16 protein-coding genes are annotated in these 22,214 nt (G+C 69.5%); 8 read left to right on the forward strand and 8 right to left on the reverse strand.

Annotation, left to right across the window (positions count from 1 at the left end):
- Positions 1–82 precede the first annotated feature (82 nt).
- The 3 genes from AC3IYI_RS35460 to AC3IYI_RS35470 all read right to left on the reverse strand — a co-directional run bounded on the left by AC3IYI_RS35460 (position 83) and on the right by AC3IYI_RS35470 (position 4,168).
- Entirely contained in the window at positions 83–1,525 is a 1,443-nt protein-coding gene (locus AC3IYI_RS35460; RefSeq protein ID WP_489407530.1) for an endo-1,4-beta-xylanase, read from the reverse strand.
- Positions 1,526–1,860: 335 nt separating this feature from the next.
- Entirely contained in the window at positions 1,861–3,150 is a 1,290-nt protein-coding gene (locus tag AC3IYI_RS35465; protein WP_489407531.1) for a glycoside hydrolase family 6 protein, read from the reverse strand.
- Positions 3,151–3,196: 46 nt separating this feature from the next.
- Positions 3,197–4,168, reverse strand: coding sequence for a glycoside hydrolase family 6 protein (locus AC3IYI_RS35470; protein ID WP_489407532.1), 972 nt, complete (start codon positions 4,166–4,168; stop codon positions 3,197–3,199).
- Positions 4,169–4,459: 291 nt separating this feature from the next.
- Here AC3IYI_RS35470 and AC3IYI_RS35475 point away from each other — a divergent pair, with 291 nt between their 5' ends.
- Entirely contained in the window at positions 4,460–5,491 is a 1,032-nt protein-coding gene (locus AC3IYI_RS35475; RefSeq protein WP_489407533.1) for a LacI family DNA-binding transcriptional regulator, read from the forward strand.
- Between the two features lie 42 nt (positions 5,492–5,533).
- Here AC3IYI_RS35475 and AC3IYI_RS35480 read toward each other — a convergent pair whose 3' ends face one another.
- The 4 genes from AC3IYI_RS35480 to AC3IYI_RS35495 form a co-directional block, all read right to left on the reverse strand.
- Positions 5,534–8,260, reverse strand: coding sequence for a beta-L-arabinofuranosidase domain-containing protein (locus AC3IYI_RS35480; RefSeq protein ID WP_489407534.1), 2,727 nt, complete (start codon positions 8,258–8,260; stop codon positions 5,534–5,536).
- Positions 8,261–8,584: 324 nt separating this feature from the next.
- Positions 8,585–10,087, reverse strand: a complete 1,503-nt coding sequence (locus tag AC3IYI_RS35485) for a glycoside hydrolase family 43 protein (RefSeq protein ID WP_489407535.1) — start codon at positions 10,085–10,087, stop codon at positions 8,585–8,587.
- Positions 10,084–12,303 (reverse strand): glycoside hydrolase family 3 N-terminal domain-containing protein, encoded by a 2,220-nt coding sequence (locus tag AC3IYI_RS35490; RefSeq protein WP_489407536.1) that lies wholly within the window; start codon positions 12,301–12,303, stop codon positions 10,084–10,086. Before AC3IYI_RS35490 ends, AC3IYI_RS35485 begins: the two co-directional genes overlap by 4 nt.
- A 9-nt stretch (positions 12,304–12,312) precedes the next feature.
- Positions 12,313–13,326 carry a LacI family DNA-binding transcriptional regulator gene (locus AC3IYI_RS35495; RefSeq protein WP_489407537.1) on the reverse strand — a complete coding sequence of 338 codons (1,014 nt, stop codon included), beginning with the start codon at positions 13,324–13,326 and terminating at the stop codon, positions 12,313–12,315.
- A gap of 230 nt (positions 13,327–13,556) precedes the next feature.
- On the opposite strand from AC3IYI_RS35495, the gene AC3IYI_RS35500 reads away from it, so the two are divergent.
- The 4 genes from AC3IYI_RS35500 to AC3IYI_RS35515 all read left to right on the forward strand — a co-directional run bounded on the left by AC3IYI_RS35500 (position 13,557) and on the right by AC3IYI_RS35515 (position 17,722).
- The gene (locus tag AC3IYI_RS35500; protein WP_489407538.1) at positions 13,557–14,849 is read left to right on the forward strand and encodes an extracellular solute-binding protein; all 1,293 of its coding nucleotides are present in this window, start codon (positions 13,557–13,559) and stop codon (positions 14,847–14,849) included.
- A gap of 595 nt (positions 14,850–15,444) precedes the next feature.
- Positions 15,445–16,428 (forward strand): DUF6192 family protein, encoded by a 984-nt coding sequence (locus tag AC3IYI_RS35505; protein ID WP_489407539.1) that lies wholly within the window; start codon positions 15,445–15,447, stop codon positions 16,426–16,428.
- Between the two features lie 4 nt (positions 16,429–16,432).
- Entirely contained in the window at positions 16,433–16,843 is a 411-nt protein-coding gene (locus tag AC3IYI_RS35510) for a hypothetical protein (RefSeq protein ID WP_489407540.1), read from the forward strand.
- A gap of 18 nt (positions 16,844–16,861) precedes the next feature.
- Complete coding sequence (locus tag AC3IYI_RS35515; protein ID WP_489407541.1) at positions 16,862–17,722, forward strand: IS5 family transposase; 861 nt, start codon at positions 16,862–16,864, stop codon at positions 17,720–17,722.
- A gap of 167 nt (positions 17,723–17,889) precedes the next feature.
- Here the strand turns inward: AC3IYI_RS35515 and AC3IYI_RS35520 are convergent, their stop codons facing one another.
- A complete protein-coding gene (locus AC3IYI_RS35520; protein ID WP_489407542.1) occupies positions 17,890–18,759 on the reverse strand; it encodes an LLM class F420-dependent oxidoreductase in 870 nt (289 codons plus the stop codon).
- Between the two features lie 259 nt (positions 18,760–19,018).
- Between AC3IYI_RS35520 and AC3IYI_RS35525 the strand changes: the two genes are divergently transcribed.
- The 3 genes from AC3IYI_RS35525 (at position 19,019) to AC3IYI_RS35535 (ending at position 22,191) form a co-directional block, all read left to right on the forward strand.
- Complete coding sequence (locus tag AC3IYI_RS35525) at positions 19,019–19,924, forward strand: carbohydrate ABC transporter permease (protein ID WP_489411789.1); 906 nt, start codon at positions 19,019–19,021, stop codon at positions 19,922–19,924.
- The gene (locus AC3IYI_RS35530; RefSeq protein WP_489407543.1) at positions 19,921–20,751 is read left to right on the forward strand and encodes a carbohydrate ABC transporter permease; all 831 of its coding nucleotides are present in this window, start codon (positions 19,921–19,923) and stop codon (positions 20,749–20,751) included. Before AC3IYI_RS35525 ends, AC3IYI_RS35530 begins: the two co-directional genes overlap by 4 nt.
- A gap of 90 nt (positions 20,752–20,841) precedes the next feature.
- On the forward strand, positions 20,842–22,191 hold the full coding sequence (locus AC3IYI_RS35535) for a glycoside hydrolase family 30 protein (protein WP_489407544.1): 1,350 nt from the start codon (positions 20,842–20,844) through the stop codon (positions 22,189–22,191).
- Positions 22,192–22,214: the final 23 nt, after the last annotated feature.

Below are 22,214 nucleotides of genomic sequence, written 5' to 3' on the forward strand. Positions count from 1 at the left end.
GGCGAAGTGAGCCAGGAATCCTCTCCCTTCAGGGAGGGGAGGAGTCAATACGGGAACTGTGTCCCTTGGCCAGGGCAGGTCGTCAGGTGCGGGTCCAGCGCTGGTTGCTGCCGTTCGAGCAGGAGTAGAGCTGGATCAGGGTGCCGTTGGCGGTGCCGTTGCCGGCGGCGTCGAGGCAGAGGCCGGACTGGACTCCCACGATGGATCCGTCGGAGTTGAGGCGCCACTTCTGGTTGTCGCCACCCCAGCAGCTGTAGATCTGGACCTTGGTGCCGTTTCCGGTGCCGGCGGCGTCCAGGCACTTGTTGCCGTAGACCCTGAGCTCGCCTGCGGCGGTGTACGACCACTGCTGGTTGGTGCGGTTGTTGCAGTCCCACAGGTTGAGCTGGGTGCCGTCGGTGGTGCTGGCACCGGGCACGTCCAGGCAGCGGCCTGACCCGACGCCCTTGATCTGTCCAGAACCGGGCGAAGGGGTCGGAGTGGGAGTAGAGGATCCGGCGTTGAGTGCGTTGAGCACGGAGGAGTAGGCGGGCTTCTTGTTGCCGTTGCCGTCGAACAGCAGCGGCGATTGCTCGGATCGCCAGGAGTCGGTGTCGCGCACACCCCAGACGGTGATGCCGAGGCAGCGCGGGACGGCCAGGCAGTCGTTGGTCACGTTGGCGTAGGTCGTGCCCGAGGCGCCCTGGATGTCGAGTTCGGTGACGGCCACATCGACGCCGAGGGCGGCGAAACTCTGCAGGGTGGTGCGGAAGTTGCTGTTGTAGGGGCTGTCGCTGTTGAAGTGCGACTGGAAGCCGACGCAGTCGATCGGCACGCCGCGCTGCTTGAAGTCCCGGACCATGGCGTACATGGCCTGGGTTTTGGCCCAGGTCCAGTTCTCGACGTTGTAGTCGTTGTAGCAGAGCTTGGCGGCCGGGTCGGCGGCGCGCGCGGTGCGGAAGGCGACCTCGATCCAGTCGTTGCCGGTGCGCTGCAGGTTGGAGTCGCGCCGGGCTCCCGAAGTGCCGTCCTCGAAGGCCTCGTTCACGACGTCCCACTGGCCGATCTTGCCCTTGTAGTGGGCCATCACGCCGTTGATGTGGTTGGTCATCGCCTGGCGCAGCGTGCTGCCGCTGAGGCTCTGCATCCAGCCGGGCTGCTGGGAGTGCCAGGCCAGGGTGTGGCCGCGCACCTGCTTGCCGTTCTGCACCGCCCAGTTGTAGACGCGGTCACCCGCGGCGAAGTTGAACTGGCCCCGCTGGGGTTCGGTGGCGTCGATCTTCATCTCGTTCTCGGGCGTCACCGAGTTGAACTCGCGGCCGGCGATCGTCGTGTACGCCGAGTCGCCCAGCCTGCCCGAGGCGATGGCGGTACCGAAGTACCGGCCGCTCTGCGCCGCCGCGCTGCCGAGCGTGCTCTCGGCGGCGTGTGACGTCGGCGGCGCCACCAGCGCGGCGGCCGTGCCGAGGACGCCGACGACCAGGGCCGCATACAGGCCGCCGGTCTTCCGTCGGACGGTGGGTGGGGGAATGGCTTGTGAGCCCATGAATGAGCCTCCAGAAAGAAATCACGGAAGGGTTGGATCGCGGCATGGTGAATCCGCGTGAACGACGCCCGCGTCCACGGGAATGGGACGCTCATGAGCGCGTGGAGATCTGAGGGCGGCGCCCGGAACCGGACACGGACGGGCCACACTGCCTCGGCCATCAGTCTGGAAACACCGTCGAAACAAGTCAAGAGTTTCGAAAGCATTTCGAGAATCTGTCTCCCGACGGGCACCTATTAGTCCCTTTTCATTGAACGGCCCTCATCGAAAGTATTTCGATGAGGGCCGTTCAAGCGGGATCTGTAGCTGAAAGCATAAACAAGCATTTCCTTCGGTCAGCGCACGACCGTGTTGAACCCCAGCGCGGGGTTGGCGTTCCGGACGAGGGACTTGGCCTGCTCCGGCCACCACACGCCGGCCGCGGGATCGACGATGCCGTACTCCGGGTCGATGGTGCCGCCCGGGATGCCGCGGTTGCACTGGCCGTCGGACTGGCCGACGGTCTTGATCCACAGGTAGGCGTCGACGAGCGGGACGCCGGTGTTCGCGGTCGGCCGGTCGCCGACGCCGCGACCCGGGGCGTTGCACCAGGTTTGCGGGTCGCCGCTGTACTTGCCCGCGGGCGGGGTCCAGGCGCCCCGGCCGTTGCGGCTGGTGTCGACGACCAGGTGGGTGAGTTCCTGTGCGGGCGGGGCGCCGACGTTCTGCTGGAACCACCGGTCGGTCCAGTGCCACGTGGACGGATCGTCCACGTTCACGGAGTTTCCCGGCTGCCCGTCGTTCGGTGCTGCGGGTGAGTAGTACTGGCTCGCGCACCAGTCGGCGTGCCCCCTGGCCCAGTCCGGGCCCTTGGTGGCGAACCACAGGCACTGGGAGACCCAGGTGCCGTAGTGGGTGGACAGGCCGGTGGCCAGATAGTTGGAGACGTTCAGCGAGAAGCCCTGGGTGCGGGTGACGCCGGCTTGGAGGAGGCGTTGTGCGATGTCGCCGACGCTGCGCCAGTGGCTGTTTCCGGCGTCCAGGTAGACGACGCTGTTCGGCTGCTGACCCAGGGCGTCGATCGCGTGGTTGAGGTCGGCGAAGCGTCCTGCGGTGATCGCGCCGGTGGGGTCGCTGTCGGGACCGCAGTCGGAGGGGAGGTTGGCCAGCCCGTCCGGTTCGAGGACGACGACGGCCTTGCTGCGGCCGAGCCCCCGGGCGAAGGCGCTGATCCAGGCCTGGTACTCGGCGTCCGACTGCGCACCGCCGGAGGAGTACTGGGAGCAGTCGCGCAGCGGGATGTTGTAGGCCACCAGGACGGGAACCGTCCGGGTTCGCTCGGCGCGGCGCGCCAGGTCGCGTACGCGGGATTCGACCTGCTCCGGGGTGCCGTCGGTGAACCAGACGGCCTCCGGCCAACTGGCCAGCTTCGCCATCGACTTGGCGCCCTCGAAGTCGCCGTGGAGGAGGTCGGTGACGGCCTGGTGGGCCGCGTCGCTGTCGGGATCGACGTAGAAGCGGGTGTTCGTCGCAAGCGTGTGGGAGGCGGGCGCGGAGCTCGCCTCGGCAGAGGCCGGGGCGGCGGCGCCGAGGAGCAGCGTGAGTGCGCTCGCTGCTAGGACTAATCGGTGCAGGGGGGTGCGCACGGGGTTCCTTCGGTAGGGGTTGGGCCTTTCGGCGAGGGGAGGGGGCTCAGTAGCCGTAGATCATCTTGTAGGCGACCTCCGGCAGGAACTGTCCGGCCGAAGAGCCGGCCCCGACGCCGCAGTTGCCGTCGGACTCGCCGGGGACCTTGATCCACAGCAGCATCTCGGCACCGCCGCCGCGCTGGCTGGGAGTACCGATCCGGCGGCCTGCGGGGTTGCACCACTGGCCGTTGGAACCGTTGCCGTTGCGGCTGGTGTCGACGACGAACGGCTTGGTGTAGCCGTAGGAGCCCAGGGCGGAGTTGACCGCGTTGCCGTAGGCGGTGTTCTGGTCGGTGGTGAAGTAGTTGGAGACGTTCAGCACGAAGCCGCGTGCCCCGCCGACGCCGGCGGCGGCGAGCTGGCGCGCCATGGTCGAGGCGTCGACCCAGCCGGGGTTCCCGGCGTCGAGGTAGACCCAGGTGTTGGGTGCCTTGGCCTTGAACTGGTCGATCGCGTTCTTCAGCATGGCGTTGCGCTCGGCGATCTGGGCGGCCGTCATGCAGCTCTCGTGGCCGAGCGCGTCGGGTTCCAGGACGACGACGGCAGGGCGGTTGCCGATGCCACTGGCGAAGGCGGCGATCCAGGCGTCGTACGCGGCGCGGCTCCCCGCGCCGCCGCCGGAGTGACCGGCGCAGATGTCCCGATGGGGGATGTTGTACGCGACCAGGATCGGCAGCTTGTCGTAGGAGTCCGCGCGGCCGACGTAGGCGCCGGTGGCCGCGGCGATGTCGCCGCTCCAGTTCCCGAACCAGCGGGCTGCCGGGGTGTTGGCGATGGACGTCCGGATCGCCGCCGCCCGCCCGTCGCCGGGGTTCGCGTTGGTCCATCGCAGGGCGGAGTTGTCGGGGTCGGCGTAGAAGCCGCTGGTCATGGTGGTCGGGTCGGCGGCGTATGCCGGGCCGGCGTTGATCAGGGCGAGACCGGCGGTGAGGGCACCGGCCAGCAGGGCGGATGCGGCTCGTACGGACTTGCGCATGGTTCTTCCTCCGGTGGGGGGTGGGGAAGTGGAAGCGCTTCCAGTTTTGGTGTGGGGTCGGACCGCGCTGATGGGATGATTGGGGCCGTCGCCAGGGTGTGTCAAGTGGTTGAACGCGGAATTACAACCATGGGTCGGTGTGGCGTCATTGGTTGGAAGCGCTACCAGATCGAGACCAAGGGCGGGACCGCGTGCAGGTCCGAAGTCGGGGCGGTGATGGAATCATGGCCGCTGTTCGCTGTTCGCTGTTCGCCGTTCGCCGTCCGCGTGAGTCCGAGGAGTAGTTCTTCCATGGAGCCGTCACCCAAGCGCATGCCGACTCTCGACGAGGTGGCCGCACGAGCCGGCGTGTCGCGCACGGCGGCCTCCCGGGTGATCAACAACGCCCCGCACGTCAGCCGCGCCAAACGGGAGGCGGTCCAACGGGCGGTGCGCGAGCTGGATTTCGTACCCAATCCGTCCGCGCAGGCCCTGGCGACCCGCAGAGTCGGAGCGGTGGTGCTGGCGGTCTCCAGCGACGAACCGGGGCTGTTCGCGGACCCGTTCTTCGCGGAGGTCATCGTCGGCGTCAGCGCGGCGCTGGAGCAGACCGAACTGGAACTGATCCTGCTGCTGGCCAACACCCCGCGCGGCCGGGAGAGGTTCGAGCGGTTGCTGCGCTCCCGCCGGGCCGACGGCGTCATGCTGATGGCGCTGCGGGGCGACGATCCGCTGGGACGCCTGGGCGAGGAGGTCGATCTGCCCGTCGTCTTCGGTGGCCTCCCGCTCATCGGGGAACCCACGTGGTACGTGGACGCCGACAACCGGGGCGGTGCCCGCCTGGCCGCCGAGCACTTCGCGCGCACGGGCCGCCGACGGCCCGTCATGATCACCGGCCAGGTGGACGCCCGGGCCGCAGTCGCCCGGGAACAGGGGTTCACCGACGGTCTGACCTTGTCCGGCCTGCCGCTGCTCGGAGTTGAGCCCGGGCAGTTCACCGAGGAGGGCGGGGCCGAGGCGATGGAGAGGCTGCTCCGGGCGCACCCCGATCCCGACGCGGTGTTCGCGGCCTCCGACGCGATGGCCATCGGCGCTCTGCGCACCTTGCGGGAACGGGGGCTCCGGGTGCCCGAGGACGTCGCGGTGATCGGCTTCAACGACCTGGCGAGCGCCCGGCACACCAGCCCGCCGCTGACCACGGTCCATCAGCCGGTGCGGGCGCTGGGGCAGGAGATGGCCAGGATGCTGGTCAGTGTCATCGAAGGACACCGCCCCAGCCCGCTGATCCTCCCGACCCGCCTGACCGTGCGCGAGTCCGCCCCCGATCTGCCCGCGTCGGCCTGATCGGCGGGCGCTTCCGGCAGGGCCGGCCCGATCTGCGCCGGGTCAGATGAATCGCCACAGGTGGTCGTTGGCGCCGTTGTCGTCCCAGAGGACGGTCTGTGCTCCCTGGGCGGTGGAGGCGCCGGAGACGCCGAGGACGCGGCCGCTGTTGGCGCACTGGATCCTGAAGGTGTCGCCGCCGCCGTGGCGCAGGCGCCACCGGTGGTCGGCGGTGCCGCTGTCCGCCCACTGGACGATCCGGGCGCCGTTGGCGGTGTCGCCGTTCTCCACGGCGAGGACCTTGCCGCTGTGGGAGTTGCGCAGGCGCAGGTGGCCGCCGGTGTCGACGACGGCCGTCCAGAGATGGTCGGCGGTGCCGTTGTCGTCCCACTGGACGGCGAGGCCGCCGTCGGCGGTGGACATGTCCCGCACACCGAGTACCCGCCCGCTGGCGACGTTCTGGATGCGCCTGGCGCCGTCGGGGACGAACTGCCACTGGGCGGCGGGGGCGCCCGCGTCGGGCACCTGTACGGCTGCGGCGCCGTTGGCGGTGGAGCCGCCTTCGATGCCGAGCAGCTTGCCGGTGTGGACGTTCCGAAGCTTGTGGTACCCGTTGCCGGCGTCGACGACGGTCCACCGGTGGTCGGCGGTGCCGGTGTCGGTCCACTGGAGGATCGGGGCGTTGTCGGCGCTGGACATGTCCTTCACACCGAGGACCTTCCCGCTGTTGAGGTTGCGCAGCCGCAGTGCGGCGCCGTCGACGAGGAGGAGCCAGTCGTGGTCGGCGGTGCCGGAGTCGGTCCACTGCAGGGCGAGGCCCCCGTCGGCGGTGGACATGTCCCGGATGCCGAGGACGAGCCCGCTCGCCGCGTTGACGAGACGGAAGCCGGCGGTGTCGGTCCGCCAGTAGACGGTGTAGTTGAAGCCCTGGGCGTCGTGGAAGGGTGCGAGGTCTACCTTCGTGCCGTTCGTGGTGGCCGTGAAGGCTAGGGCGGTGCCGCTGGTTCGGGTGATCGAGGAGGGGTCCAGGGCCGGGAGGGAGGACAGTGTGGTGCTGCCGTAGTTGCCGGCGAGGACGGCGGGGCCGTAGGTGATCGCCGCGACACCGGGGTTGTCGTTGGCGGCCTGGAGGGCCACGCGCATGGGGAGCTTCACGGTGACGGTGTCGCCGGAGGCCCAGGACCGGGTGAGGGTGGCGTAGGTGCCCGGACCGGCCGTGACGGTCTGGGCGACGCCGTTGACGCTGACGGTGGCGCCCGAAGTCCATCCGGGGATACGGACGCGCATCGACCAGGTCCCGCCGACGCCGCCGGTGACCTTGAGCGTCGTGGTGTCGTCGGCCGGGTAGGAGGTGGTCTGGGTGACGGTGATGCCTCGCTGGGTCCAGTTCAGGACGGAGGGGAGGAACAGGTTCACGGTGAGGGTGGTGCTGCCGTCGTGGAAGTAGATGGAGTCCATCAGCTTCGTGTTGGACTCGATGCCCGTTCCCTGGCAGCACCAGAACGTCCCGTAGTCGGTGCTCCAGGTGCCGCCGCCCCACGCCGGGCCCTTGCCGCGGCGGCCGCCCGGGTTGAGGGGGGTGAAGTAGGTGACGTGCCCGTGCGGGTCGGCCGGGTTCTGGGCGCCGATGACGTGGTTGAGCAGCGCCTTCTCGTAGAAGTCGAAGTACGACGCCCGGCCGGGGTCCAGCTGCCACAGTTCTCGGGTCAGCTTGAGCATGTTGTAGGAGTTGCAGAGCTCGCAGGTGTCGGGGACGAGGAAGCCGGAGATGGCGTTCGGGGCCCGGAAGTGCTCCGCCTGGCTGTTGCCGCCGATGGCGTACGTGTGCGAGGTGGTGCAGATCGTCCACGCGTTGGCGGCGACGTCGCGGTAGCGGGTCGTCCCGGTGGCCTTGTACTCGCGGACGGCTCCGATCCACTTGGGCACCTGCGTGTTGGCGTGCAGACCGTTCAGTTGGTCCAGGTTCGCGGCGAGCGGGTCGAAGACCGCCGCGTGGTCGAACCGTTGGGCGGTGGTCAACCAGCGTGCGTCGCCGGTCTGTTGGTAGAGGTCGGCCAGAACCTCGTTCATGCCGCCGAACTCGACGCCCAACAACGACTGCATCCTGCTCTGGCTGAGTGCGGCGGTGCGCCGGTCGACCCAGCCGGCAAGCGCGAGGAGCACGTCGCGGGCCTGCGTGTTGCCGATGAGGCGCCACACGTCGAGCAGACCGGCCATGGTCTTGTGGACGCAGTAGTACGGGACGTTGCCGTTGTTCAGCGTGCCTGCTTCGAGGCTGGTGAAGTCGGCCTCGGGGAAGCCCGACAGGTAGCCGGCGGAGAACCCCGCGGTGGAGTTGTTGGCCTGGCACTTGGCGAGTTCGGCCACCATGCGGTCGGCCTTGTCGCGGCAGGTGGCGTCCCCGACCGCGGCGTAGGCCTGGGCCCATGCCGTGAGGAAGTGGCCCTGCACGTGGGTGCGGAAGGGGAACGCCGGGTCGTCCCATCCTCCGGTCGGGGCCGCGGCGTTGGTGGAGAGCCGGTGGTTGGCGCGGAAGTTGTACAGCAGGCGGTCGACGTCGATGAAGCGGAGATAGGCCAGGGTGCGGTTCTGATTGTCGAGCCAGCGGCTGCTGGTGAGCTGGACCTGACCCAGGTCGAACGGGAACGTCGACACTCCGACGTCGGACCTGACCGGCGGCGTCTGCGCCGTGGCGGAGACGGTGTTCAGTACGGGGCCGACAGCCGCGGCCACGGCCGCGACGCCGGTCGCCTTGATCACGGCGCGGCGGCTTAAGGGGGGAACCGGCATGGCGAACTCCATGGTCCGTGAGAGATGAGGGTGCCGCGCACAAGGGCTGTTGGGCCTCGACCGGCGGCTGCGAGGTCGGTGCTGCGGCCTCCTGCTGCGCATGAGTGTTAACGCTCACAATTGGCGTGTCAATACCTTCGACGGGGGGCGGCGACAAGGCCGACCCGCGCACCGCGCGCAGCTGCTCCAGGCGATCGATCCGCTCCGGCGGCGTGCAGCGCGGCCACGTACACCGAGGTCAACGGGGGTCGACTGGGCGGGAGGTGCGGTCCGAGGCGGCAGGTGGCGGACGCGGACCGCCACCTGGTCGCGGCGTCAGTGACGTCAGGACCTGCCTGGCGGTTCCTGCTGGCTCGGGTACGTGATGTCGAACCGCGTGAAGTGGGCTTGGCTGGTGGAGGGGCGGCCGTTGGAAGTGGCGTAGAGGCCGAGCTGGATGCTGGTGAACAGCGGGGTGAGGAAGGTGGCTTCGACGGTGGTGAGGTCCTGCCAGGCGCCGTCGGGTGCCGCGTGGGCGAAGGTGTGGCTGAAGCCGCGGATGCGGACCCCCAGGCGAACGGGGCCCGGGGGGAGGGGAATGCCGGCCAGGACCTCGGGCCCGTGGCGGAGGCTGAGTCCCTCCGTGGTGCGAAGGAAGAGGAGATGGGCGTCGTCGTCGAGGACTACGGCGAGGCCTGCCTCTTCGTCCGGTGCGGCGGGGGCGAAGTGCAGTTCGGTGGAGACGTCGCATTCGGGCTGTTCCTGGGGGCGGGCCAGAAGGGACGGGGTGGTGCGTTCGCCGAGGCGTTCGGGGCGGAGCTGGAGTCGGAGCCCGTCGCCGGTGGTCCAGAACCGCGCGGGTGGGGTGCGCAGGGTGCTCCAGTCGGCGGAGAGGGTGGCGAAGTCGTCGTGGAGGGGGCGGCGAAGGTCGGTGTGGTCGACGGGGGAGAAGAGCGGCCAGCCGTCGTCCCAGGTGATCCGGCTGAGGAAGGTCTCGCGGCCGAGGGCGGAGCCAGGGCGGACGCCCAGGAGGACGGCCTGCCAGTCGCCGTACGGGGTTTGCACGAGGTCGGCGTGCCCGGTGCAGGTGACCGGCCCCTTGGCGGGTGGGAGCACCGGGTTGCCGGGGGCGCCCTCGTAGGGGCCGGTCACGCGGTCGGCGCGGGCGGCCACCACGCTGTGGTCCACATCGGTGCCGCCTTCGGCGGTGAGCAGCAGATAGCTGCCGTCGATCTTGTAGAGGTGCGGGGCTTCCGACCAGCGGGCGCCCGGGTGGCTTCCCGACCACAGGACGTGCTCCGGTCCCGTGAGCCGTCGTTCGCGGGGAAGGTATTCGCGCATCCAGATCTCGGTGCGGCCCGCGGCTTCGTCCACGACTCGTGCGGCGGTGAACCAGGCCCGGCCGTCGCCGTCGCCGTCGCCGTCCCCATCGCCGTCGTCCGGCCCGTCGTCGAAGAACAGCGACGGGTCGAAGCCGTCGCCGTCCAACCAGTGGGGCTCCGACCACGGCCCCGCCGGGTCGGTCGCCGTGACGACGAAATGGCCGGGGCCGTCCATCAGCGTGCAGACGAGATGGAAGACCCCGTCATGGTGCCGGATCGTCGGTGCGAACAGTCCCCGTGAGGGCTCGCACCCGTCGAGATCGAGCTGAGACGCCCGGTCGAGCGCGGAGCCGATGCGCCGCCAGTTCACGAGATCGCGGCTGTGGAACACGGGAAGCCCCGGGAACCATTCGAAGCTGGACGTCACCAGGTAGTAGTCCGCGCCCACTCGGCAGACGGACGGGTCGGGCCGGAACCCGGGCAGCACGGGATCACCGAGGACGGGATCACCGAACGACGTGGTCATGGAACCGGGACGATCTCGACCGGCACGGACAGCACCCGGTCGGCCGCCGGGTGTCGTACGGGGCCCTGCAGGGTGAAGGAGCCCTGGAGCGGAAGATCGCCGCTGGACCGTCCGACGGCCACGCCGATCTCCCCGGGCTCCACTCTTCTGCGCAGGTCGAGCCCGGTGAACGAGGTCCGGTCGGCGTGGACGGAGAAGGTGATCCGGGCGGCCGCGCCCGGCTGCAGCTCGACCCTGCCGAATCCGGCGAGCCACCGCTGCGGCCGGACGACGGACGCCACGGGGTCCGAGAGGTACAGCTGGACCACCTCGGTCCCCGGCACCTCGCCGACGTTGCGTACGGTGACCGAAACGCAGACGGCCCCGTCCGTCGCGGCGATGGGATCCACCGACAGTTCCGAGCAGGTGAAGCTGGTCCAGCTCAGCCCGTGTCCGAAGGGGAACAGTGGGGTCGGGTCCACCGAGCTCCAGTCGGTGTGCCCGCCGAGCCTCGCGTGCAGGTAGGTGCCGGGCTGGCCGCCGACCTGGCGGGGGATGGAGACGGGCAGCCGCCCGGACGGTTCCGCGGCCCCGCTGATGATCCGGGCCAGCGCCGTCCCGCCCTCCTCGCCGGGGAAGAAGGCCTGCACCACGGCCGATGCGCGCTCGGCCAGCGTGCCGAGCGCGTAGGGCCGTCCGGAGACGAGGACCAGGACGGTCGGCACCCCGGAGTCCAGAACGGCGGAGGCGAGTGCGGCCTGGTCGCCGGGCAGGTCGAGGGTCTCGGCGTCGCAGCCCTCTCCGGAGGTGCCCCGGCCGAACATGCCGGCCCGGTCACCGAGCACCAGCACGTTCACGTCCGGATGGTCCGCGGTGACCGTGAACCCGGCAGCGGTGAGCGCCGCGCCGAGCGTCGGGATCTCCAGCCCGAGGTCGCCGGGCAGCGCGACGTGGTTGGGGAAGGAGTAGCAGCCGAGGAAGGACTGGGGGTCGTCGGCGTACGGCCCGCTGATCGCCACGCGGCACGGCCGCAGCGGCAGGATGCCGTCGTTGGCGAGCAGCACGGTAGACCGTTCGGCGAGGAGCCTGGCAAGGGCCCGGTTTTCCGGCGGGTCGAGGTCGACCGGCTCGGCCTTGACGGGTTCCCAGTCGGGGTCGAGCAGGCCGAGTTCGGCCTTCTGCAGCAGGACCCGTTCCGCGGCCCGGTCGATGAGCTCCTCGGGCACGGCTCCCGACCGGACGAGTTCGGTCAGCGGCTCGCCGTAGCAGCGTGCCGTGGGCAGCTCGACGTCGATTCCGGCGGTCAAGGCCAGCGCGCCGGCCGCGCCGCGCGATCCGGTGACGCCGTGCCGGGTTTCCAGGAAGGAGACGGCGTAGTAGTCGGCGACGACCACACCGCTGAAACCGAGTTCACCCCTGAGCAGCTCGGTCAGCAGCCGTTCGTCGGCGGCCACCGGGACTCCGTCCACGTCGGTGTAGCTGTTCATCACCGACCGGGCGCCTCCCTCGCGCAGGGCCCGTACGAAGGGCTCGACCAGTACGTCGGCGAACTCGCGCGGCCCCGAGGAGACGGGGGCCATGTTCCGGCCGCCGCGTGAGGCCGAGTACCCGGCGAAGTGCTTGAGCGTCGCCACGATCCCGGCGCCCTCCAAGCCCTGCACATAGGCGGTGCCGATGGCTCCGACGAGGTAGGGGTCCTCGCCGATGCACTCCTCGGTCCTGCCCCACCGGTAGTCGCGGACCACGTCGAGCACCGGAGCCAGCCCCTGGTGGACGCCGACCCGCCGCATCCCCGCGCCGATGGCGGCGGCCATCCGGCGCACGAGCCCGGGATCGAAGGAGGCGCCCCAGGCCAGCGGCCCGGGGAAGACCGTCGCCCCGAACGTCATGAACCCGGTCAGGCACTCCTCGTGAGCGACCGCCGGGATCCCGAACCGGCCGGATCCGGTCACCTGCCGCTGGAGTGAGGCGAGCCGCTCCATCCCGGCCTCCGCGGTGATCGGCGCGGTGCCGTACACCCGGGTGAGCTGGCCGAGCCCGTGGGCGACGATGTCGTCCAGGCCGGGCGCGGACTCGCCGGAATCGTCTTCCATGGGCGCGACCGGTGCGCCCGGATCCGAGGGCAGCGCCCAGAAGCCGGTGAGCTGACCCGCCTTCTCCTCCAGCGTCATCCGTTTCAGCAGATCGGCGACTCGTACGGACGCGGGTATGAGGGGGTCACGCCAGGGCTCGGTCAAGGAGTTCTCCTAGAGACGGGGCGGGGCGGTGGAGAGCCGGACCTTGAGCTCGGTCGAGAGCTCCATCCGGGGGCTGACCAGGGGCTGGCCGTCCAGGAGCTGGAAAAGGGTGCGGGCCGCGAGCCGGCCCATCTCCTCCAGCGGCTGGCGCACCGTCGTCAGTGGCGGTGACAGCCATTCGCACATCGGCAGGTCGTCGAAGCCGACCACGCTGAGGTCCTGCGGGATGCTCAGTCCGCCCTGGCGGGCGGCTTCGTAGACGCCCATCGCCTGCTGGTCGCTGCCGGCGAAGATGGCGGTCGGCGGCTCGGGGAGGGCGAGCAGTTCCCGGGCGCGCTGGAACCCGCCCTCGTGCTGGAAGTCGCCGAACCGGATCAGGTCGCGGTCGACCTCGATCCCGGCCCGCTCCAGCGCGGCGCGGTACCCGTCGATGCGGGCCTGGCTGCAGAGCATCTCCTTGCGCCCGCCGATGGCGGCGATCCGGCGGTGCCCCAGCTCCAGCAGGTGCTCGGTGGCGGCGAGGCCGCCCGCCCAGTTGGTCGCGCCGATGCTCGGCACACCGTTGCCCGGCAGGTCGATCGGGTCGATGACCACCAGCGCCACCCCGGCCTGTTCGACCTGGGCACGCTGGGCTTGGGTGACCGAGGCGGTGACGAGGATGACGCCGTCGCTGTGGTGCAGGACCGGCAGTGCGGCCCAGCTCGACGGCGTGGCCTCGCCCGGCGGGACGAGCGACACGACGGTGCCGACGCTCCGCTGGGCGCACTCGGCCTCGACGCCGCGCAGTATTTCCACCGCCCACGCGCTGTCCAGACCGCCGATGATCAGGTCGACCAGGCCTGACCTGCGGGCCCTGGCCTGCCCGCCGGGGTGGAGGTAGTTGTGGGAGCGCAGCAGGCCCTCGATCCGTTCGCGGGTCGAGGGTGCGACATCGGAGCGGCCGTTGACCACCTTCGACACGGTGGCCTGGGAGACCCCTGCCTCCGCGGCGATGAGGGCCAGGGTCGGACGCTGCTCGCTCAACTTCTCTCCTCTGTGCGGACGTTCTGGGCTGGCGACAGGTATCGCAAACTTTCGAAGAGTTTCCGGTTGGCGCGACCAGGTTGTCAAGCTCCAAGTGCGTTGCTGCCCAAGGGAAATCAGTAAGAAGGCTTGACCGGGGGGCCGTGCGTTCCTAGTTTGTGGCAGCACCGAATCGAGGATGTTGCGAAACAGTTTCGAAACCGAACCGCATTCCCCACCCCGGAGGTCCCATGGCCAGCACACCCCCGAGCCGACGAAGCTTCCTGGCGCTCTCGGGCCTGACCGCTCTGTCCGTCTCGCTGACCGCTGCCTGCGGCGGCGGAGGCTCCGGCTCGGGGCCGGCGGCCGACGGCAAGGTGACCTTCGCGTGGTGGAACATCGCCACGACGGAACCGGGCAAGTCCCTCTTCCCGCAGATCTCCTCGGCGTTCACGGCCGCTCACCCGAACATCACGATCAAGACGACCTCGTTGGAGAACGAGGCGTTCAAGTCCAAGCTGACGGCCAACACTTCGTCGGGCAAACTCCCCGACGTCTTCCAGACCTGGGGCGGCGGCGTTCTTCGGCAGCAGATCGACGCGGGGCTGGTCGAGGACCTCACCGAGGCGTTGGGCTGGTCGTCCGAGCTGACCCCGGTCTCGCTGCAGGCCTACCAGTTCGAGGGTCGGACCTACGCGGTGCCCTACGACGTCGGCATGGTCGGCTTCTGGTACAACAAGAAGCTCTTCGCCAAGGCCGGGATCACCGCTCCGCCGGCCACCTGGGCCGAGTTCCTGGAAGACGTCAAGAAGCTCAAGGCGGCGGGCGTCACTCCGATCGCCCTCGCGGGCAAGGAGAAGTGGCCCGGCCACTACTACTGGGCCTACCTCGCGATGCGCGTCGCCGGCCTCCCCGCGCTGCAGCAGGCCGCGACCGCCAAGGACTTCACCGGCGCCGGCTTCGTCCAGGCGGGCGCCCACCTCAAGGAGCTGGTCGACCTCCAGCCGTTCCAGACCGCCTTCCTCGGCGCCGGCTACGCCACCCCCGGCGGCCAGGCCGCGACCATGGGCAACGGCCAGGCCGCCATGGAGCTGATGGGCCAGTGGGGGCCATCGGTGCAGAAGGACGCGGGCGCCGACCTCGGAGCGGACCTGGGCTTCTTCCCCTTCCCGACGGTCGACGGCGGGGTCGGTCAGGCCACCGACGTGTTCGGCGGTGGCGGCGGCTTCGCGCTGCGCAAGGGCGCGCCGAAGGAGGCGCTGGACTTCCTGAAGTTCTTCGTCCTGGAGAACGAGTCCAAGCTGCTGGCTTCCAACGGCTACCTGCCGGTGGTCAAGGGCGCGGAGAGCCAGCTCACCGACCCCAACAGGAAGGTGGTGGCCGACAGCCTGGTCAAGGCGACGGGCTTCCAGCTCTTCCTCGACCAGGCCTACCCGCCGGCGGTCGGCCAGGAGGTCAACGACAGCGTCGCCGACCTCATCGCGGGCAAGAAGACGCCCGAGCAGGTCACCAAGTCGATCACCGAGGCTGCGAAGGGTGCCTAGCTCCGTGTCCACCCTGAGTGGTTGTTTTTGAAGGCTGGTTTTGGGGTCTGTCGGGCTGGATGATCTGGTGTGTGGGCTCTGGTGGGGTGGGTCGGCGGTACTGCCGTGAGTGTGGTGATCCGCTGCCGGTGTCGATGGCGACGGGGGCGGTGTTCTGTTCGTCGCGGTGCAGGTCACGACGTTGGCGCAGGCTTCAGCGAGCCCGGTCGCGGGTGGTGGCCCTGCAGCGGAACGAGTCGGCTGCGTGCCCGGTGTGCGGGCGGTCTTGGACGGTGGGGGTGGAGCGGCAGAGGTCGGCCCGGTACTGCTCGTCGCGGTGCCGGGTGAGGGCTTTCCGTGTGAGAGCGGCGTCGCGGAACGGTGTTTCAGATACGCCGTAGCCGAACGGCGCGTATCAGGGCATGGCCGGAGTGCTGGGCACGAGAGCCTGAGACGGAGTGCTTCGCGCGCCGGTGGTGCGCGCTCTGCCGGGCGTGTCGGGGTCGCAGGACGCTGCCCGTGACGTGGACCGGAGTTCCCCTATTTGGTTGCCGAAGGCGGCTGGCTCCGGACCGAGGCAGGGGTGGTGGGGGTTGTGGCGGACATGGTCGGGAATGTGACCGTGCGGCGTTACGAGGAGATCGTGGCCGAGGGCTGCGAGCTGGTCGAGCAGGTCACGGGGGCTCAGTTCGCGCTCGGGGACCTGGCGCTGGAGATCGAGCCGATGCGGGCCTGGGGCAGTCCCCAGCCCGGTGCGGTCAGTGAGCCGGAGTTCACCGTGAAGGTGTCGCTGCAGCGGTTCGCAGACGACATCGGCGTGTCGGAGCGGACGGTGACCGCCTGGCGGTGGACCGCGGCGAAATGGCCGGCCGGCTGGCGCCGGAAGGGGATCTCCTTCACGGTCCACCGGATTCTCGGCTCGGTCGTGGACGAGGCCGAGCGGTGGGCGTCGCTCGATGACCCGCCGTTCAACGAGCGCAGTGGACGGCGACAGTGGACGCCGGACGGCGCGAAGCGGCTGCTGGGCCACAAGGTCGAAACCCCCGTCACGGTCGAGGAGAAAGTGCGGGCGGTCACCGAGTTGACGCGGGACGAGGAGGTCGCGGCCGCGGTCACCGCAGACCTGCTGCGCCGCCCGGCTGCGGCGGCCCGGGTCAGCCCAGAGGACCGGGTGCGGGTGGTTGCGGAGCTGACCCGGGACGACGAGGTCGCCAAACAGGTCACCACCGACCTGCTGCGCCGCCCGCAGGTCGCGCGAGAGGCGATGCGCGATGACACCGCGCGGCTGCTGGTGAACCGGGCCCAGTTCGACAACTCCGAGCGGGCTCGCGAGAAGCTCCGCGAGCGGGTCCCTGCGGTCCGCAAGATCGAGCACACCATCGAGTACCTCGACCTGGTGGGCTCCTGCCACTCCTACGTGGCCTCGCTGGGCCGGCTCGTTCCGCGCCTGCGGGGGCAGGAGTTCACCGAGGACGAGCGTGAAACTGTCCGCCGGGGCATAGCCAGGGTGCGGGCGGCGGCCGACTGGCTGGAGTCGGCCATCGACGCAGGGGTGTTCACCCTGGACGAGCAGCTCGCCCGGCTCCTCAAGGGCGAGTAGACCGGTGGCCTCCCGCCCGATCGTGCCGCTCGCCGAGCACTACGGCGACCTGGTCCGCGTCGCTCTGATGGAAGCCCGCCCCGCCGGCCTGCAGTCCCGCCAGCTCGTCGCCGCCACCCGCCTGAAGAAATCGCAGGTCATGCGGGGGATTCGGCAGCTGCGGGACGTGGGTGCCGCCGAGCACCTCACACCGATCATCTGGCGCCGTCGCGACGGATACATGTTCTCCGACGACCCGGCGGACTGGATCGAGTACGAAAAGAAGCAGCTCCTGCAGGTCCTGGGCCGCCTGACCCGCGTGATCACCGGCACGGTCGCCCCGCACCTGGCCCGGTGCCCCGAAGACGAGTGGGCCCAGCTGGTCGTCGCCCAGCTGACCGGGGTCCGCGCGACTCTCGCCCAGCTCGCCAAATAGCAGGCCGGAACCATCTCCATGCCCAGGCTCCGGCCCCGCCGCTACCCCTCCGACACCACCGTCGCTGAGTGGGCGCTGATCGAACCCCTCCTGCCCGTTCCGGCCTGCGAGACCAAGACTGGCGGACATCCCGAGAAGTGGCCCCGCCGGCAGATCGTGGACGCGATCCGCTACATCGTCGACAACGGAGCGAAGTGGCGGGCCCTGCCAGCGGACTTCCCGCCCTGGGAAACCGTCTACGGATTCTTCGCCCGCTGGAACCGCGCAGGCTGTGTCACCTACATCCGCGACCAGCTCCGGCGCCGGATCCGTACCGGCCTGGGACGCTGCCCCCACCCCGTCACCCTGATCATCGACTCCCAGTCGGTCAAAGGCGCCCACACCGTCAGCCAGGCCACCCGCGGCTACGACCCAGCGAAAAAGATCAACGGACGCAAGAGACACATCGTGGTCGACACCAAGGGCATGCCCGTCATGATCATGGTCACCCCCGCCGACATGCCCGACCGCGACGCCGCCCGCGAACTCCTGTGGCGCCTGCGCCTCACCCAGCCCCAGATCACCCAGGTCTGGGCCGACTCCGCCTACGCCGGCCAACTCGTCGACTGGGCCCGCACCTTCCTCAACATCACCCTGCGCACCGTCTCCCGGCCCAGAGGCGCCAAAGGCTTCGTCGTCCTTCCACGCCGCTGGCGCGTGGAGCGCACCATCGGATGGATCATGAACGCCCGCCGCAACGCCAGAGACTACGAACGCCTCCCCCAGCACTCCGAAGCCCACCTGAACTGGACACTCATCACCCTCATGACCAGACGTCTCACCCGCAGCAGCAAACCCCGCACCGACCACTGGGACAGGAAGCCCCGACCTCAGAACTGATCCCGGTCAGGCAGGAAGGGGGCATTCCGGGCCCGGCACAACCTGCCCTGCAGAGATGTTATGGCCCCACTCCGGTGAGGGCGCAGCCATGAAGACCAGCTCCAACTTGGCCCTGCAGGGGACGCCTTTCAGGTCTGAGAATATGCGGCTGGTGCTGCCAGACCTTGTCATTCCTCCGGGCGAATCCACGTCCGGGCGAGGCCTTCGACCCAGACAGCTGCCGCGTCGGGAGTGGGCGGGGGCGCCCCGACGACGACGAGTTCGGTGACGCCTGCCGCGCCGAGTGCGGGGAGATGTTCCGGCGTGCCGTCGCTCAACGCGACAGCGACCGTGAGCTCGTCAATAGCGCGACCACGGCGGGCGCACTCGTCGGCGAGAACGGCAATGCGCCCCGGGACATCGGCCACCGGGACATTGAACCCATACCAGCCTTCAGCAGACCTGGCCGCGCGGCGCAAGGCCGCGTCGCCATTGCCGCCGACCACGACCGGGAGCTTGCCTCCACGCAGCGGCTTCGGATTGACCCGGATTGCGTCGAAACAGGTGAACTCCCCTGTAAAGGAGGCCGGGTCCTCGGCCCATAGGGTGCGCATCACGGCGAGGTACTCGTCGGTTCGCCGCCCGCGCCCGGTGAAGGGGACTCCAAGCGCTGCGAACTCCTCTGCCGACCAGCCAACCCCGACACCGAGGCTGAACCGCCCGGCGGAGAGCACGTCCAGGGTGGCGGCCTGTTTGGCGACAACGACCGGGTTGTGCTCAGGCAGCAAGAGCACGCCGGTAGCAAGATCGATCCGGCTGGTTACCGCCGCCGCGAAGGTCAAGGCGAGCAGGGGGTCCAGCCAGTCCGCGTCTGCTGGCACGGCGATCCGGCCGTCTACGGAGTAGGGGTAGCGGGAGGCTGGCGTATCCACGAGCACCACGTGCTCACCGCACCAGAGCCGGGCGAACCCGTGCGTCTCCGCGGCCGTGGCCACCGAACGGATCACCTCGGGACGGGCACCGTCACCGATGCCGAGCGCGTGCAGCCCAACTCGCATGCTCCACCTCCTGGCGTCACCCTAGACGTCCTTCTGCTCTTCGCTCGGGATCATGCGGCGAGTCGGTAGAGGCGGAGTGACAGTCGATTGTCCGGTTGGGCCCTGCTGATGACGCCCTGAATGCCAGCGTGGTGGGCGCGACCAACACCCGCATCGAAATACGCAACAACGCCAAACCGTGGATCAAAAACAACCACTGACCAAGGAGCGGACGCAGGACGCCGGGCCGGTTCGCCCGCCCGCCCCGGCACGGCCGCTCCTGCGCGGATTGGGAAGCTGGGCGTCGGTCGCCTGGTTCCTCGTCCCGGCTCTGGTCCTCTTCCTCGTCTTCGTCCTCGCCCCCATCGCGGTCGCCGTCTACACCGGCTTCTTCAAGTGGGGCGGGGTCGGCCCCCTGGAGGACTTCGTCGGCTTCGGGAACTACGCCACCCTCTTCAAGGATCAGGTCTTCCTCGGCGATCTGAGGCGCGGGCTGTACCTGATCACGCTGTCGATCACGGTGCAGTTGCCGTTCGCGCTGTTCACCGCCGTCCTGCTCAACCAGAGGCTGCGCGGCCGGGCCGTCTACCGGATGCTGTTCTTCGCGCCGTACATCCTGTCCGAAGTGGTCACGGCGGTCCTCTTCACGATGATCTTCCTTCCCGGTGGCGGCATGGCCGACCATCTCGCGGGCGCCCTCGGCCTGGAGGGGCTGCAGGGCAAGTGGCTCGCCGATCCCTCGACGGTCATGCCGACCCTGTTCGTCGTCATGACCTGGAAGTACTTCGGGTTCCACATGATGCTCTTCCTCGCCGGGCTGCAAAGCATCCCGGGCGAGATCCTCGAGGCCGCCTCCATCGACGGCGCCGGCGCCTGGCAGCGCTTCCGGCACGTGACGCTGCCGTTGCTCGGCCCGACGATCCGGATCAGCGTCTTCCTTTCGGTCATCGGCGCCATCCAGCTCTTCGACCTCGTCTGGGTCATGACCGCCGGCGGGCCCAACCACTCCTCCGAGACGATGGCGATCTCGATGTTCCAGTTCGGGTTCAAGCGCTACCAGGTCGGCTACGCCAGTGCGATCAGCGTGGTGCTGTTCATGATCAGTCTGGTCTTCTCCCTCTTCTACCAGCGCTACGTACTGCGCCGTGACCTGAGCGGGGCCGTCACCACGGGAGGTGGCCGATGAACGCCCGCAAAGCGGCACGCGGCCTGTCGCTGCACGCCGTGGTCTGGCTGATCGGCGCGTTCGTCGTCGTGCCGCTGATCTACGCGGTGATCTCCGGGTTCAAGAGCACCGGCGAGCTCACGACCAACCCGTTCGGGCTGCCGGAGCACTGGAAGACCGGCAACTACACCGGCATCCTCGCCGACGGCATGTTCTGGCGGCAGATCGCCAACAGCGCGGGCATCGCGATCGGCACGGCCTGCTGCACGGTGGCGGTCTCCGCGATGGCGGCGTTCGTACTGGCCCGCTACGCCTTCCGGGGCAGGGAGCTGTTCTACACACTGTTCACGATCGGGCTGATGTTCCCGTTCGCGGTGGCCGTCCTGCCGCTGTTCCTGCTGCTGCGCAATTTCGACCTGCTCGACAACCCGCTCGGAGTGATCCTCCCGCAGGCGGCCTTCGGACTCCCGATGACGATCATCATTCTGCGCGGGTTCTTCCGGACCATCCCGGCAGAGGTCGAGGAGGCGGCCGTCATGGACGGCTGCGGCAAGTTCCGCTTCTTCTGGAAGATCCTGCTGCCGATGGCGCGTCCGGCGCTCGGCACGGTCTCGGTGCTCGCGATCGTCGCGAGCTGGAACAACTTCTTCCTGCCCCTGCTGGTGTTCAACGACCCCCAATGGCAGACGATCCCGGTCGGCGTCCAGCAGTTCCAGGGCCAGTACTCGACCGACTACGCGCTCGTCCTCGCCTACATCGTGCTCGCCATGGTCCCCGCCCTCGCCTTCTACGCCGTCGCCGAGCGGCAGCTGATCGGCGGACTCACCGCGGGCGCCACCAAGGGCTGACCCGTCCCGCGCGACCTCCACCCCCAAGGAGACCCCGTGAAACGCCTGATCGCATCGACCGCAATTTTGTTAGCGCTAACAGCGCAGGCCGTGGCCGCCCCCGCGCACCCCGCTTCCGCGCACCCCGCTTCCGCGCACTCCGTCATCGACTTCCGCGCCGAGCTCCAGCCCATAGACGGATTCGGCTTCTCGATGGCCTTCCAGCGGGCCGATCTGCTGCACGGCGCACGCGGCCTCAGCCCGGCCAAGCAGCGCGAGGTGCTCGACCTGCTGCTGAGTAAGGACAAGGGCGCGGGCCTTTCGATCCTGCGCCTGGGCATCGGGTCGTCGACCGACAGGGTCTACGACCACATGCCGACGATCCTGCCGGCCGATCCCGGCGGGCCGCAGGCCACGCCGAAGTACGTCTGGGACGGCTGGGACGGCGGCCAGGTCTGGCTCGCCAAGGAGGCCAAGGACTACGGAGTCACACGGTTCGTCGCCGACGCCTGGAGCGCCCCGGCCTTCATGAAGACCAACGGAAGCGAGAACGACGGCGGCGAGCTGCGCCCCGAATGGCGTCAGGCCTACGCGAACTACCTCGTCCAGTACGCGAAGTTCTACCGGCAGGAAGGCATCGGGATCACCGACCTCGGGTTCACCAACGAACCCGACTGGACGGCGACCTACGCCTCGATGCGGTTCACCCCGCAGCAGGCCGTCGACTTCCTCAAGGTGCTCGGGCCGACCGTCCGCGCGTCCGGACTGAAGACCGGGGTGGTCTGCTGCGACGCCGCGGGCTGGGACCGACAGGTCGCCTACACCGAGGCCATCGGGGCGGACCCCGCGGCGGGCAAGGCCGTACGGACCATCACCGGCCACCGCTACAGCGGTCCGACCGAGGTGGCACAGCCGACCGACAAGCACGTGTGGATGTCGGAATGGTCGCCGGACGGCGCCACCTGGAACGAGAACTGGGACGACGGCAGCGGCTACGACGGTCTCACCGTCGCGGCCGACATCCAGAACACCCTGACCGTCGGCAACGCCAACGCCTACGTCTACTGGACCGGCGCGTCCCTCGGCGCGACCCGAGGGCTCATCCAGCTCGCCAACCCCGGTGACGACTACCGGGTGTCCAAGCGGTACTGGGCGCTGGCCGCCTTCAGCCGGTTCATCCGCCCCGGCGCCGTCCGCGTGCCGGTCACGAACGCCGCCCCTGGACTGCAGATCACGGCCTTCCGCAACACCGACGGCAGCCGCGTGATCGAGATCCTCAACACCGCGACCACCGAGAGCTCCGCCGAGTTCTCCCTCCGCGGCGGGCACGACCGCCGCCCTGACGGCTACGTCACCGACGAGACCCGCTCGATCACCCCGGCCGACATCGTCTCCACGCACGGCACGACCCTCAAGGCGACGCTCGCCCCACGCGCGCTGACCACGATCGTCCTCGACTGAACCCACCATCACCGCAGGAGTAG

The sequence above is a fragment of the Streptomyces sp. GL_148 genome, assembly GCF_057834205.1.